We start from the raw sequence: 14,669 nt of genomic DNA on the forward strand, positions 1-14,669 counted from the left end.
ACCCCGCTTCGAAAAAAGTGTGCCGCTTCCTAGAGAATATTGTATCAATTTTTTCCAGTAGACAGCATACAATCTGCCCAAAGTAAAAAATTTACATTTTATCCTCCTTGATTTATACTTGCTTTATAAACTGAATGATATTCAGTGAATTATATTCAGTTTAATTATTTTCGACATCTTTAAAGGAGGAAAGAGTATCATGAATGACATGAAACAATCTTTTATCATGATTCCTAGCAATTATTTTAGAGATGAAGAAGTTCAGCTAGATCCTTATCATCCGTTTTTATGGTACGAAAAAATGAGGCACCAATCCCCTGTTTACTATAATGAAAAAGCAGACACGTGGAACGTCTTTCTCTATCACGATGTCAAACGTGTAATGGAAGACAAACACAATTTTTCTAGCGTTTTACCTCCAAAAAGAGCATCCCCATTTAATCGAAGTGTGATTGGCATGGATCAGCCTATGCACACAGATATCCGTTCTATTGTTATGCATTCCTTTACCCCGAAAATGATGAAATCGTGGGCCCCACGTATTGAAGAAATCACGAAGCATCTTCTGGAAAACGTGGAAGGTCAACAAGAATTTGATCTAGTACGAGATTTCTCATACCCGCTGCCTGTCATTGTAATTGCAGAGATGCTGGGGGTTCCTTCATCAGAGATGTCGAAGTTTAAGGAATGGTCAGATATTGTGGTAAGTTCCCCAGATACAGATGATCCAGATCATTTGACACAATTCCTATCTGTTCGTACAAAAGCTGATCAGGAGTTAACAAGCTTTTTTACAGAAATTGTTGAACATAAACGAAAAAGCCCTTGTCTAGAAAACGATATTATCTCTATTCTTATTCAGGCTGAAAGCGAAGAAAGCAAAATTTCCATTGATGAACTTGTCGCTTTTTGTAAATTGTTATTGGTGGCGGGAAATGAGACGACTACAAATTTTATTTCTAATACAATGTATAGTCTATTGGAGAGTCCCGGGGCTTATAGACAGATTCAGCAGGATTTATCCCTGATTCCCCAAGCTTTAGAGGAATCCTTACGCTACCGTTCTCCAGCGCAACGAGTCGTCCGAAGAGTAAAGGAGGATGTACAAATTGGATCCCATATGCTTAAAAAAGATCAGATTATAATTGCTTGGATAGGGTCAGCCAACCGGGATGAGACAGTATTCGAGCAGGCTTCTGCATTTGATATCAGCCGAAGGGTAAATCCTCACCTTGCCTTTGGACAGGGCATTCATTTTTGCTTAGGTGCGCCTTTAGCCAGATTAGAAGCAAAAATTTCTTTGACAGAATTATTTAAAAATATCAAACATATTTCCTTTCACGAGAACACTCAGCCGGTGCCTATTGCAAATAGCACTACCATATACGGTTTAAAAAGTTTTCCTGTTAGCGTTAACTAGTCGCTCTATTTTTGGCTATCCGAGCCTTTCTTACATGCTAAAACCCTCCACAGGGAGGGTTTTAGTTACTTGATTATGATTCTATATTCTCTTCTAGCTCTCTTTGGTGATTCATATAAACTTCCTTTTTCAGATGCGTCCAGCCATCAACTTGCTCAACCAAACCTTCTTTCATGAGTTTGCCCATAGCACGTTTAAAGGAAGCCTTGCTCATGTTAAAGCGATCCTTAATCTCTTCTGGCGTGGATTTATCCGTGTATGGCATCGCTCCACGTTCCTTTAGCACACCTAAAAGGACCTGAGCATCAATTCCATAGCGTACTTCTTTACGTTCATGCATGGACCCATTCAAGCGGCCATCTTCACGTACATAGCTGACCCGAGCTCGTACTCTTTGTCCCATACGTAAGGATTCTGTCATTTCATCCTCATGAATAAATAAGATATGCTTATCATCAGTAAAGACGAATACACCTTCCATAAACACCCGGTAGACAATACCTTCTACCCATTTATTCTTCATTTCGCTGGTTGCATTCCGAGATAAATCCCAAATGACATTTTCAGCGGCTGGCTCTCCTAAAAGACGACCGTGTTTGTCACGTTTTAGGGTCACCAATAGTTTATCCCCAACCTGTGGCCACTCTTCCCATTGCTTAGGCAGATCATCCTTAAATACTAACAGGTCCTTTTGAATTCCATTATGTAAGAAAACACCTACGCGTGTGGAGACGTCTACAACATCTAACCATTTATATTCGCCCTCTCTGACCAGAGGCATCTGCATCGTTGCTGCGAGGCGATTTTCATGGTCGTGATATAAAAAGACTTTCACGGTATCGCCTAGCTCTAGCTGATCTGTCGCTTCATTTTGATGCAATAAAATTTCTGCGTCGCCATCTGTTAAGAAATACCCATACTCTTCCGCTCTAGAAACAGGCAAAGAAACAATCATCCCAGCCTTGTATTTCGTAGATTGTGCCGGCATCGTCTTTTCAGAAAAGCTGGCTTTCCTGCTATCTCCTCTGTATCCGGCACGCGGTGAGCTAAAGCGGCCGCCTTGCTGTCTGCCGCTGCCTCCGCCGCTTCTGACACCGCGTCCTCCTCTTCCCTGTCCGTCTCTATTACCAAACTGTCGTTTATCTCTCATTTCGTCACTTCCTACTCTATGTCACGCTCAATATATTTCGTAAGGTTATCCCTTCGTCCCCTCATTATACACAATCTGTTGGTGCGTTCCACGTGAGACTTCATCGCTTGTACGGATTTTGTTAAAAATAGATACAAAATGCAGCTTTTTCGCTCCTTGAAGCTGTAAAACAAAATACAGCCTTCCTTACATCATTTACAATAAACATCTTTCTAAACTTTTATCCATGAAAACAGCAAGTCCGACTAGTTATCTGCATACACTTGTCTTATCGAGTAATAATCTGCTAAGAGGGGAGATGGGCATGCTAGCATATATAGAATCCATTTTTCTTGGTATCATTCAAGGCTTTACTGAATTTTTGCCTATATCAAGCACAGGACATCTTGTCTTGTTTGGCAAGTTGTTCGGACTACGTGAAGCTGGGCTGCTATTTGATACATTACTGCATCTAGGTACACTGTTTGCCGTTGTCATTGTCTTTTGGGATGAACTTCTCTATGTGATTCGCAATCCATTCAGCAAATTAACTCGACTGTTGATCGTAGGTACCATTCCAACTGGCATTATTGGTCTGACTTTCAAGGATTATTTCGAGGAGATTTCACAGACAGGGCAAACTATCGGGGTAGAGTTCCTCGCTACAGGGCTAATTCTATGGGCCGTGGAATCCATGCGCAAGGGAACACGAGCTTTTGAACAAATGAATTACATAGATGCCTTATTCATTGGTACTTTGCAAGGAGCCGCTATTTTACCTGCTATTTCTCGCTCCGGCCTTACAATTGCTGGTGCATTATTAAGAGGAATCGATCGTAATGATGCCGCGCGTTTTTCCTTTTTGCTATCTCTTCCCGCTATTTTAGGAGCATGCGTTTTACAGGCAAAGGATTTGGCTGAGATGTCTGCGCTGCCAAGCGGTATTATTCCTATGCTAGTTGGAGCTATCTTTGCTGGTATAACAGGATATATCGCTATTCGTTGGATGATTAAACTGATCAGTAGTGGGTCACTGAAGATCTTTGCCTATTATGTATTTGCCGTAGGAATTTGCATAATTGTATTACAATGGTTTGGAAAATGGTAACGTTCTTTTGTTATTCAGCAGAGAAAAAGCATACAGGAGCTTACTCGTCTGTACGCTTTTTCTGCTGTAGATGCAAGCTTTTTCGTTCGTAAAGAGACTAGTCCTACCGGTTTCCTTCTCGTTGTTTCTCTTGATAACGCTGGGCAACCATTTTCATTACCATAAACACTACGGCATATACAGATGCTGCTAATAACGAGGTAGCAAACCACGTCGGAGTCCCCAGGCTAAGATACATGACAATATGAGCAATAAATAACCCCACAATCCAAACTAATAGGTTAGCTTTCAGAAAAAAGTTCATTAGTGAGCGCATATGACTCCTCCATCCTAGTGTTCCTAGAATTGGTATTGCCCAACTAATTAGCAAATATTCGTTGAAAAACCTCCATGCAGCAATAAATGTGCAGTTGCGTCAAGCTAGCTTTTCACCATACGGCAAAGATCCTCTAGGTTATCCTTTAGACTTTTTCAACACGTACAAAGCTCTTTATTTTCCCGCATCCGTCTATCCCAATCCGTATAACATCATCTACCGCAGGCGAGCTTTTGGCATTCATGCGCTGGTAGGTAATTACTCTGGTGCCCTGTAACATGTTATTTTGTTCAGCAGTAGCTTGGCTGATGGATAACTCATAAGGTAAAAGAGATGCTATCTGATACTCACTAGCTTCTCTGCCCAGCAAACTCTCAAGAAATACCTGGGCTTGTTTTGCTGCTTCCCATTCGTTGGTCAAGGGAGGGACAGGCTGATTTTTTTCACTTATAGATAGCGCTCGCAATAAGCGCCCATTCTTTCCGTTGATTGTAAGAGATAGCTTTTCATCTGTTCCTTTTGCCAATTGAACATCCCAATATTCCCAACCTTCTTCTCGGCGGAACGTTCCTTTAACAATCTTATACTGGCTCCATGGCTCATAGCTATTAATCAGATGCTCAATTCTCTCGCGCCATTCTTTGGGCCAAGCCTTCTGAGGATTTTGCTGCTTCAACGGTCTGATCTCTGTTCTCTCTCCACTTTTCCCCGTATTGTTAGGGAATGGCAAAGCTGGCTTTATCATGTCGGCTTGCGCCCAGCCTGAGGTTGGAATCAGCATGGCCATCAGACAAGTGACGTGCAGCATTCCTATCATCTTCCGTCTCGATCCCTTTCGTTTCATACATACTTTCTCCTTTGCTATGCCTAGATGAAAATGCTTTATTAGACAGCTTTTAAGATCATTTGTTAAAATAAAGTAATAAATTGGATAACCTTTCCCCCAATGCTTTTACGCCATAAATCAAGGGATACATCATGAAACAGCAAGCTATCCAGACAAATTGCTTGCTCATTTTTATCTAAATATTTACAATTGAAATACTATTTGACATCTATCAGAAAATACTCTATTGATTTTAAAATGAAGGGGGTAATCGCTATGAAATTACCAACGTGGGCTGAGTCTTATTTGCATAAAATACACCTGAAACAAGAAAAGCCTTCCTACCAATTTCTCCAAAAAATTTGTCGTAACCATCTATCAACAATACCTTTTGAAAATATTAGTAAGCTGATTTACTATCGAGAATATAGCCAAAACAACTTCTACATTCCCCCGCTGGATATTGTTACTCTGCACCTTTATACCATGCAATTTGGCGGAACATGCTACGTGCTTAATTCAACGTTGCAGCAGCTTTTATTAGAACTCGGATTCTCAGCTAAATTACTTCCTGTTGGCAAAACGCACATTGCTATTCTGGTTGATCATCCTGAGGAACCAGGCATACCTTTATATGTAGATTGTGCTTCTGCTGCTCCTTTTTTTACACCCGTTGATTTTACACGCAACCCGGACAATTGCAGTGAATACGCTGATATTGCCATTCGTTTAGTTGCAGATACAAAAAATCCGGGATGCTATGTCTATAACCGGTACATTAAAAATCAATTAATCGAACAAGACTGGACGTTTGACCCAACAGTCACGAAAAATCTGATCTACTTTAATAATACGGTGGCAAAATCATTTGATCTAGATAGAAAATTTATGTCTTTACTGTTCATTCAATTATTCCAGCTAGATCAACAACGGAAGTTAACCATTCATAATAATGAATTTAGTATCGTAGATGAAAGTGGGAATGAACAGCTTATACCTCTGTCCAATACGGAAGAGATAGAAGAGGTCTTACAAGAGGAATTCAAGCTCCCCAGATTACCTGTAAGAGAAGCTGTCGAGGTTCTTGCTGAATTAGGAATTAACATCTTTGAAAAGAAGGACAGAAAAGCAACAAAATAATCTGGTTTAAACATAATTCACCGTGTCGCCATTGTCAAATGGAGGAAAAAACAGTAGGATCCATTTTCCACACATGGCTTCTCGAAAAACATTTGAAAAGCTGTGACCAGAGGAGGATTTTATGGCTAAACCACAATTTATTGATTTAAGTGTTACCCTAAGTCCTAACATAAAAGAGCCCTTACCGGCAAAAATCGATTATTCCTCCCATGAGGAAGGTGCCATTCAGGCAGCGCATATCCTAGGTCTTACCCTCGGAGACTTTCCAGAGAAAAAAGCTTGGGCAACGGAGACAGTGACCGCAAATACTCATTCAGGAACACATGTTGACGCCCCTTGGCATTACTGGCCGACTTCAGAAGGTAAACCTTCCAAAACCATTGATGAGCTACCGCTAGAATGGTTTTTTGCAGACGGTGTTTTATTTGATTTTAGCGACAAGGAATCCGGATATGAAATTACGACGAATGACCTGATGCAAAAGCTAAAGGAAATGGATTATCAGCTAAAACCATTTGATATTGTGTTAATTCGTTCCGATGCTGATAAAAAAATTATGGATGACAACTATGCCAACTTTCATGCCGGCGTATCTGCCGAAGCAACTCGCTGGCTTATCGAGCAAGGAATCAAGGTCATGGGTACTGACGGCTGGGGCTGGGACATCCCCCTTACTATTCAAGCAGCCAATTACAAGCAAAAGCCGCGGGAGGGACTTCTCTGGGCAGCTCATTACGTTGGAAGAGATAAAGAATATTGCCAAATCGAAAAGCTTGCTAACCTAGATAAAATCCCGGCACCTTATGGCTTCAAAATCAGTTGTTTTCCCATTAAAATCGACAAAGCAAGTGGAGCTTGGACAAGACCTGTAGCGATTATTGAAACAACTTAGATACGACAAAAGACCAAAGGATATGAAGGTACTCATTTCCATAAAATTTGACTACTCAATCTCAAATAGCCTTAGTTTTCATTTGCTGGACTAATGTTTATTTCTTATACCATGAAAAATCCCCTTTACTCGCTTATCGTTGTGTTACTCACACAGATAATGCAAAGGGGATACTTTTTACTTTATTGAGATGTTCCTTTTAGTAAACATTTACTGTAATGTTTACGTTCTTGTTACCGAATTTCACCTTAACAATCGCTTTACCGGCCTTGCGCGGAATAATTTTTCCATTTTTAACTGTCACGATATCCGTATTAGTGCTTGTCCATGTTGCTTTAGAGGTAACGTCCTCGTTTGATCCTGCTTTGTAGATAGCAGTTGCTTTTATTTCAAAATCATCATCGTCTTTGAACAAGTGTAGCTGCTGTGTCGTAACCACCAATTTATTCATTTGGTCAACTTGTACGCTTACAGTTGCCTTTTTGTTACCAAAGCTTGCTGTTACAGTAGCTGAACCCGCTTCTTTTGGTTTAATTAAGCCTTTATCAACAGTAACTGCATTACCTTTTACCTGCCAAGTTACTTTATCTGTAACATTTTCCTTGGAAGAATCCGTATAAACAGCCGTTACAGAAACTTTTTTCGAATCATTTCGAAGCAAATCCACTTTTTTCGAGCTTACTTCCAATGTTTTCAGCTTTTTGGATACCGTTACAGACGTAGTAACTGATCTGCCCATATAGCTGGCTGTAATTACGGCTGTTCCCGCTCCTACAGCTTTTACTCTACCGTTAGTAACAGTTGCTACCGAGCTGTTTGACGTATTCCATGCTGCCTTGGAAGTGACAGAAGCAGTTTTTCCGTCTGTGTATTGTGCACTTAAAGTAAGTGATTTAGTGTTCCCGGCTTCAAGCGCCAAAGTATTGGCGGAAATCTTCAAAGAAGACAGAACCTTCTCGGCAGGCTTGGTTGCAGACTTAGTAGCGGCTTCCAAAACGGAAGTGGTCGGCATGCCAAAAGCCATACAAATAGCTAAACCCAATCCAAATATTTTATAAAACCTATTCTTTCTCATTCGTTCACCCGTCCTCTAGCTATTTTTAACGTAAATGAAATTGATATCTCTTATAGTTATATCGGCAAAGAAGGGGAACTTGTAAAGACCGAAAACCAATATTTTGAAATATTAACCGTGAATAAAAGCTTTACGCACACGATCCCAAAAGGTTAGACGCTTGTATCGAGCAAATTTGACCTTTTGAGGACCGACACGACAGGTGATTGAATCAATATTTTTCCAAACGCCCTGCTCTCGATCCATGCCAAGCATGATTTCAGGATTCATAATAACAAGCTCTACCTGATGGTGCTTAGGCAAAACTAATGCGCTGTTTATCGTCCGATAGGATTGATTATTGATGGAAGCAATTTCTGCTAGTTGGATTGCCTCCAGAGAAGGATGTAGCAAGGCACCATCCACCGCTTTATTATAAGCAGTGCTACCTGAAGGCGATGAAATAATAAGACCGTCTCCGCGAAAATGTTCAAATTCTCCCCCATTAATAAAAACGGAGACTACCAAGGAAGAAAGGCTGGCATTGCGAATGACTAGCTCATTTAGTGCCCACTTCTCCAATAGTTGTCCATCCTTGGTACGAATTTGGCAGGAAACAGTTGGATATTCGGCTATTAAGGGGTCCACCTGTTCCAAGGCCTCAGCAAATTCATCCAATTGATCAGGATGCCAGTCCGCATAAAATCCCAAATGGCCCGTATGAATCCCAATATAATGCGGCTCAAATCCATATTGATGAACAGCTTCCAGCATGGTTCCGTCACCTCCAATAGACAAAACCATATCCGGTTTTTCTTGACTATTGGCATCTAAAAAACGATAGGAACGCGCAGTGGAAGCAGCCAGCTTTTCACGCAACCTTAAATCCACCTGACGTGTATGATCATCATTACGTAAAACCGTTGCGATTTTCATTTCGTAAAATCCTTTCTCTTTTGCGATAACCTTGATTTCATATTCATCATACTATTGCAGGTAGCTATCAGCAAATGAGTTAGCAACTATTTTACAAAAGGTCGAGGTTTTCTCTTTGCCTCATTCTCCCGCAAAAATCGTCTGTTCTAATCTATTCAACAATTCTTCAGCCTGTATAATGTATGTCGATTCTATATCCGCATCTTTATGAATGGGATCTTGAAACTGATTAAACATGGAGGAAACGACCGAAGCGGCAGCATAATCAATATCATCATCATTGCCGGTTTGATAGATATGCTTCAGGACAAATGGTTGTTCAAAACGTAAAACAGCTTCGGGTTGATCCAGTTCGCCGCTCACTACCTGTACGGGTAAACGTAAGAACACCATGCCTTTATCATCGAGCTTACGATCCAAAAAGCCGCTTCTGTATTCCCAATTGGACAAAGTAAAGCCTTCTTTCCCCAACGTCTCCATTAGATCCCCGTATGTCGCTTGTTTCCCTTCAATTTGACTTACTATTTGTTTCATCGAAGCTGCCCCTTCCTTTCTTCTTATCCGTATAGCGTTCTCCAAATCGCTTTGATTTAATTAACATCCATAATTTACCATCAGTTGCTTTTAAAGGAATTAAATGCTCTGTGTCGAAAAGGAAGTACAGAAAGAAATCTATCAATTTACAACATGTACCTACTCGGAAAGGAATTTTATTTTTGTGAAACGAATCTTGCTAACACTATCGCTACTTTCAATTACACTCGGAGGAAGCCAGCTAGCAGCAGCCACCAGCTCAACTGTATCAGCAACTCCAAAGGTAACGGCTTCACCAAAGGTCGTTAGTTATTATGCCGAAAATTATCCAGGTGATCTAGCCGCCTACACCTCCCTGCATCATTACCAGGATAGAATCTCTGACGTCGCCTTCTTTAACTACAATGCTACCAAGGAAGGTTATTTGGTAGGAGCCCTGCCAAAAACAGCGTTACAGTTCACGAAAGATACAAAAAAAGGCAGCTTTTTAGTCATTACGAATCATGGGGAAAAATTATTTGATAAGGAAATCGTCCATTCGATTCTGACCAACAAGGACTATAAAGCACGTTTTATCCAGCAAATCCTTACCACCGTACAGCAAAATCAATTGTCAGGTGCTAATCTTGATTTTGAAAATGTTCCGGCCGAAGATCGTCAGGCCTATTCCTCGTTCGTCGGGAGCTTAGCAGACCAGCTTCATGCGATCAAAAAGCAATTAATCGTCTCTGTGCCTGCCAAAACAAATGATGACCCTGCTATCTTCTGGGTATATGGCTTTGATTTAAAAGCACTGGGTGCCAAGGCCGACTATCTTCAACTAATGACTTATGATGAGCATGGAACTTGGTCAGAGGAAGGCCCTGTTGCCTCCTACAATTGGGTGGAGGATGTTATACGCTATAGTGTCTCTCAAGTACCCGCCTATAAGCTATTAATGGGTATTCCAAGCTATGGCTACGAGTGGAGCACCGAGAAAAAAAGGGCTGTCAGCTTTCGCAATATACCTGCCATCATAAAGGAGAATCAAGCTGTTCCAGCATGGCATGATACATATAAATCACCTTATCTGCACTATATGAAAAACGGTGTTTGGCATACCCTCTGGTATGAGAATGAATATAGCATCGCTGCTAAACGCAGCTTGGCTACAAAGTATAAGCTGGCTGGCTTTGCCGTTTGGCGCCTCGGATATGAAAATGACACTTTTTGGACAGCTCTTCTTCCTAAGAAGTCATAATTTATATTCCAATAGCCGTCAGCATTTCAAGTGCTGACGGCTTTTTAGCGATTCTATACGATGCAAAAGCTGACTTTCGACACTTCCTTACTAGGCACATGCTTCATCTTATCCAATTTCCAAGTCCCTAGCTCCTTAAGAAGGAAATAGACGATCTGCCGCCCATCTGGTCGCTTATACAAGATGTAGCCGTCCCGTTTACCAAGAAAGGTCATAGGCAATAGATAAACTTGCTTTTGAATAGCTTCTTTTTGAGAAAGCAATTCCTGATTCAGCAAAAGTAAGGAATTATCAGGATCATCGCGATATCGGTGAGTAATTTGGTAATATCCTACTTGCTGATAGCCAGCTAGTTTTATTTGAAAGTAATCCTCAAAATCCTTTTGCACCTGTTGCTCCTCCACCTTGCGCTTTGCCTCCCACTCGTCCCCTTGATGAGAGTATCCAGTCAATTGTACCCCGTTTGGGTGTACCGCAAGCTTAATCGTTTCAATTGCAAAAGGCGGTGAATGATTTCCCTCATAGGTTTTCACCTGAAAAACAGCTTCGTAAGAATGAGGCTGATTGGTTAGACGCGAGACACCTACCACCTTCGCTGAGGATAGATCATAGGCTCGTGGATAACCATAGTAGTGAGTGATTGCTTTCATTACATGGGGATTCATCGTCAAAATAAAAGCTCCTTGTATCGGTTCAGAGGGTACAGAAGATGGTAGTTGAGCCCATGCGACATCTGAAGAGGAAGATACAGGAAACAGAAGCACAGTAAAAGCAACTATCGCCATATGCTGCCATCTATTTTTCCATTGCTTCATCTGCGATCATCTCCTTTTTTGTTAACCTTCCTCAAACTCCCATGCTTTATGAAAAGGATGAGCGCCTTCTCCTCATTTCCCCTCGTCTGAAACAAGACTGAACCTATTAGGCAGGAAAGGATTCATATTCTCTGTTTCATCTGAACTGACATATTCAGCGATCAGCTTCGCCGTAATCGGTGCTAACAGGATTCCATTCCGGTAATGTCCGCAGGCTAGCGTTAGCCCACTCCAGTTTGGCACAGGACCTAAAATAGGATGTCCATCAGCCGTGGCAGGCCGTAATCCTGCCCAAGCCTGTATAAATGGAGCTTGAGAAATCGCTGGGACAATTGACATTGCCCCCGTTAATACTTTCGATACACCATAAACAGTGGAAGAACGGTCAAAGCCGGCTAAATCTTCTGTAGCTCCAACAATAATTCGTCTATCCTTCTTAGGCACTAGATAGCCGTTTTTTCCAAAGACTACATGAGAAAGAGGCAAATGATTCGAATCAACTGCTGCGATTTGTCCCCTTATTGGATAGACAGGTACATCCACTCCCACTTGACGTAAGATATCAGCAGTCCACGCCCCGGTTGCTACAATCACGTGATTAGCTTCCAGTTCCCCTTTATCTGTTACCACGCCAGTCATTTTCCTTCCAGCATGCATTAATCTGATTACAGCAGTATTTTGTAATAAACGAACATTTCGTTTTTTTGCCTGTATCACTAAGGCTTCCAATAACAAACGGTTATTGATGTCAGCCTCGTGTGGAGAATAGATGGCTTGGCGCACCATTTTTGATAGATGCGGCTCTTGTTTTTGCACTTCTTTCCCAGACAACAATCGGATATCATAACCTTCAGACTTTTGCCACTGGTAGCGCTCCTGTAACCATTCCTCTTCCATGTCGTTCATCGCTACTGTCAAAATGCCTGCTGTAGATAGCTGGCAATCAATACCGGTAGCCTCCTTCAGCTCAAGCACCCAATTCTTATATAGCTGCAATGAACGTATTCCCATGTCAAGAAGCGGCCCCGGCTTCGCAAATTCCTTTAAAGGAGCAAGCATTCCCGCCGCCGCAACGGATGCCTCTCCTCCAAACACTCCTTTTTCGATGAGAGTAACAGTCATGCCTGCATGAGCAAGTTCCGAGGCAATCGACAACCCAATAATCCCTCCGCCAATCACAATGATATCTGAACAGCTTTTCATTGTTCTTCACCCTTTCTCGTATCTACTGAATGGGGAATCGATTGGCTCTTTTGCACAAAGAAATGAAAAAACCCACTTCTCCGTGCAGGAAAAGTGGGAAAATCACCAACACCAAATCTAACCACTTCCCTTCGCCAGCATGACCTGGATCAGGTAAAAAGGGTCAACAGACACGCTCTGTCCTCTCAGCCCTGCAAGTTAGGACTCCCCCAGTAGACATTGTGAAATTATTAATCTTCGTCCTTGTAATCATAGCTTTCAGGAATTGGCTCGAATTTTTCCGCCTCTTCAAAAGCCTTCAGTCTCTCTAGCTCCTCCATATGATGGGTAAACTGCTCCTTATTAATAAAGTAGTCCTCACCATTATGGACGGCACGGATACGTCCCTCCGCTATTTTTTCGCGTATAAACCATTCAGGCATATCCAGATAAGCAGCTGTTTCTTTTACACTCAAATACATGGTTTACTGTCCTTTTAAGCGGTCCTCCAGCTCAGCCTTCTGCTTTTCAAAACCTGGCTTACCAAGAAGTGCGAACATGTTCGCTTTATAAGCCTCTACGCCAGGCTGATCAAATGGATTCACACCTAGCAGATAACCGCTGATGCCGCATGCTTTTTCAAAGAAATAAAGAAGCTCACCAATATGATACGCTGATAGCTCAGGCAATTCAACTACAAGGTTAGGAACGCCGCCGTCCATGTGCGCTAACATCGTGCCTTCCATTGCTTTTTTGTTAACAAAGTCCATGCCTTTTCCACTAAGGAAGTTCAAGCCATCCAAATTAGCGGCATCCTGCATGATTTCAACGTCAGTAGCTGGTTGAGCAACGGAAAGCACCGTTTCAAACAAATTACGCGAGCCGTCTTGAATGAATTGCCCCATAGAATGCAGATCAGCAGAGAAATCTGCCGCAGCCGGGAAGATTCCGCGGCCATCCTTGCCTTCAGACTCTCCGAACAACTGCTTCCACCATTCATTGAAATAATGAAATTGAGGTTCATAGCTTACTAGCATCTCAATTTGCTTCCCTTTGCGCAATAAGCAATTGCGGATAGCAGCATATTGATAGCATTCATTTTCTCCAAGAGCTGGATTCATATAGCGCTGACGAGCCGCCTGTGCACCACTCATCAATGCATCGATATCTGCACCTGATACAGCGATAGGCAACAATCCTACTGCTGTTAAAACAGAGAAGCGTCCACCAACATTGTCTGGAATAACGAAGCTCTCATAACCTTCTTCGTTCGCTACTTGCTTCAAAGCCCCGCGTGCTTTATCTGTTGTTGCGTAAATGCGTTTACGCGCTTCTTCCTTGCCATACTTCTTCTCCATGAACTCACGGAAAATACGGAAAGCGATGGCTGGCTCTGTAGTGGTTCCGGATTTCGAAATAACATTGACCGAAACCTCCTTGCCTTCAATAACCTGCATAAGGTGGGTCAAATAGACAGGGCTAATATTATTACCCACGAAATAAATCTCAGGTGTTTTGCGCTGTTCTTTTGTTAAAGAGTTATAGAATGTATGCCCTAGTACATCAATTACTGCCTTCGCTCCAAGATAGGAGCCTCCGATACCAATAACGAGCAATACGTCTGAATCAGCTTTGATTTTTTCTGCCGCCGCTTTAATACGCGCGTACTCTTCTCTATCGTATGTATCCGGTAGGTCTACCCAGCCTAGATAGTCACTGCCAGCACCTGTACCCTCATGTAATTGTTGATGCGCTAGCCCTACAGCCGCTTCTAAATGCTTCATTTCGTGTTCGGAAACGAATGGCAATGCTTTGTCATAACTAAAACGGATCGCTTTTGTCACGGTAATACCCCCTGAATCGTAAGTTGCACAACTAATAATAAACTGATGTTTATTATTGTACGCGATATCCTCTCTATTCTATCACGCAGAATTTAACGGAATCACGTCAATTTCAAAATCAGTCTTTTCCAAAGATTATTATAATATTGTTATTCCTTACGTTTTACTGAATTAACATAAATTTTTGTAACCATTTAGCAGTTGATGCGTAAATCCATTGTAAACAAATTTTT

General features: G+C 41.7%; 15 protein-coding genes and 1 riboswitch. Of the genes, 5 read left to right on the forward strand and 10 right to left on the reverse strand.

What is annotated here, in order from left to right; genetic code table 11:
* The first annotated feature begins 199 nt into the window (after positions 1 to 199).
* Positions 200 to 1,420 carry a cytochrome P450 gene (locus QZ995_RS18085; RefSeq protein WP_301809618.1) on the forward strand — a complete coding sequence of 407 codons (1,221 nt, stop codon included), beginning with the start codon at positions 200 to 202 and terminating at the stop codon, positions 1,418 to 1,420.
* Between the two features lie 73 nt (positions 1,421 to 1,493).
* Here QZ995_RS18085 and QZ995_RS18090 read toward each other — a convergent pair whose 3' ends face one another.
* Entirely contained in the window at positions 1,494 to 2,570 is a 1,077-nt protein-coding gene (locus QZ995_RS18090) for a CvfB family protein (RefSeq protein WP_301809621.1), read from the reverse strand.
* A 304-nt stretch (positions 2,571 to 2,874) separates the two neighbouring features.
* On the opposite strand from QZ995_RS18090, the gene QZ995_RS18095 reads away from it, so the two are divergent.
* Entirely contained in the window at positions 2,875 to 3,657 is a 783-nt protein-coding gene (locus QZ995_RS18095) for an undecaprenyl-diphosphate phosphatase (RefSeq protein WP_301809624.1), read from the forward strand.
* A gap of 103 nt (positions 3,658 to 3,760) precedes the next feature.
* Here the strand turns inward: QZ995_RS18095 and QZ995_RS18100 are convergent, their stop codons facing one another.
* Together QZ995_RS18100 and QZ995_RS18105 are read right to left on the reverse strand one after the other, a co-directional pair.
* Complete coding sequence (locus QZ995_RS18100; RefSeq protein WP_301809625.1) at positions 3,761 to 3,973, reverse strand: hypothetical protein; 213 nt, start codon at positions 3,971 to 3,973, stop codon at positions 3,761 to 3,763.
* Positions 3,974 to 4,118: 145 nt separating this feature from the next.
* Positions 4,119 to 4,817, reverse strand: coding sequence for a hypothetical protein (locus tag QZ995_RS18105; RefSeq protein ID WP_301809628.1), 699 nt, complete (start codon positions 4,815 to 4,817; stop codon positions 4,119 to 4,121).
* Between the two features lie 258 nt (positions 4,818 to 5,075).
* Between QZ995_RS18105 and QZ995_RS18110 the strand changes: the two genes are divergently transcribed.
* On the forward strand, positions 5,076 to 5,939 hold the full coding sequence (locus QZ995_RS18110) for an arylamine N-acetyltransferase (RefSeq protein WP_301809630.1): 864 nt from the start codon (positions 5,076 to 5,078) through the stop codon (positions 5,937 to 5,939).
* A 121-nt stretch (positions 5,940 to 6,060) separates the two neighbouring features.
* Positions 6,061 to 6,831: a cyclase family protein gene (locus QZ995_RS18115; RefSeq protein WP_301809633.1), complete on the forward strand. Its 771-nt coding sequence runs from the start codon at positions 6,061 to 6,063 to the stop codon at positions 6,829 to 6,831.
* A gap of 199 nt (positions 6,832 to 7,030) precedes the next feature.
* On the opposite strand, the gene QZ995_RS18120 is transcribed toward QZ995_RS18115, so the two are convergent.
* The 3 genes from QZ995_RS18120 to QZ995_RS18130 all read right to left on the reverse strand — a co-directional run bounded on the left by QZ995_RS18120 (position 7,031) and on the right by QZ995_RS18130 (position 9,355).
* The gene (locus tag QZ995_RS18120) at positions 7,031 to 7,906 is read right to left on the reverse strand and encodes an Ig-like domain-containing protein (protein ID WP_301809636.1); all 876 of its coding nucleotides are present in this window, start codon (positions 7,904 to 7,906) and stop codon (positions 7,031 to 7,033) included.
* Positions 7,907 to 8,017: 111 nt separating this feature from the next.
* Positions 8,018 to 8,821, reverse strand: a complete 804-nt coding sequence (locus QZ995_RS18125) for an NAD kinase (protein WP_301809638.1) — start codon at positions 8,819 to 8,821, stop codon at positions 8,018 to 8,020.
* A gap of 120 nt (positions 8,822 to 8,941) precedes the next feature.
* Complete coding sequence (locus tag QZ995_RS18130) at positions 8,942 to 9,355, reverse strand: YugN family protein (protein ID WP_301809640.1); 414 nt, start codon at positions 9,353 to 9,355, stop codon at positions 8,942 to 8,944.
* A gap of 184 nt (positions 9,356 to 9,539) precedes the next feature.
* Here QZ995_RS18130 and QZ995_RS18135 point away from each other — a divergent pair, with 184 nt between their 5' ends.
* Entirely contained in the window at positions 9,540 to 10,595 is a 1,056-nt protein-coding gene (locus QZ995_RS18135) for a glycosyl hydrolase family 18 protein (RefSeq protein ID WP_301809643.1), read from the forward strand.
* A gap of 53 nt (positions 10,596 to 10,648) precedes the next feature.
* Here the strand turns inward: QZ995_RS18135 and QZ995_RS18140 are convergent, their stop codons facing one another.
* The 4 genes from QZ995_RS18140 to QZ995_RS18155 form a co-directional block, all read right to left on the reverse strand.
* A complete protein-coding gene (locus tag QZ995_RS18140) occupies positions 10,649 to 11,410 on the reverse strand; it encodes a DUF3888 domain-containing protein (RefSeq protein WP_301809645.1) in 762 nt (253 codons plus the stop codon).
* A 72-nt stretch (positions 11,411 to 11,482) separates the two neighbouring features.
* Positions 11,483 to 12,613, reverse strand: a complete 1,131-nt coding sequence (gene thiO, locus QZ995_RS18145) for a glycine oxidase ThiO (RefSeq protein ID WP_301809647.1) — start codon at positions 12,611 to 12,613, stop codon at positions 11,483 to 11,485.
* 109 nt (positions 12,614 to 12,722) lie between these two features.
* Positions 12,723 to 12,834: riboswitch (TPP riboswitch) on the reverse strand.
* A gap of 9 nt (positions 12,835 to 12,843) precedes the next feature.
* Positions 12,844 to 13,074: an excisionase family DNA-binding protein gene (locus QZ995_RS18150; protein WP_301809649.1), complete on the reverse strand. Its 231-nt coding sequence runs from the start codon at positions 13,072 to 13,074 to the stop codon at positions 12,844 to 12,846.
* Between the two features lie 3 nt (positions 13,075 to 13,077).
* Positions 13,078 to 14,436 (reverse strand): glucose-6-phosphate isomerase, encoded by a 1,359-nt coding sequence (locus QZ995_RS18155; protein ID WP_301809652.1) that lies wholly within the window; start codon positions 14,434 to 14,436, stop codon positions 13,078 to 13,080.
* Positions 14,437 to 14,669 lie beyond the last annotated feature (233 nt).

The organism is Brevibacillus laterosporus (genome assembly GCF_030489605.1).
Taxonomy (GTDB): Bacteria; Bacillota; Bacilli; order Brevibacillales; family Brevibacillaceae; genus Brevibacillus_B; species Brevibacillus_B laterosporus_E.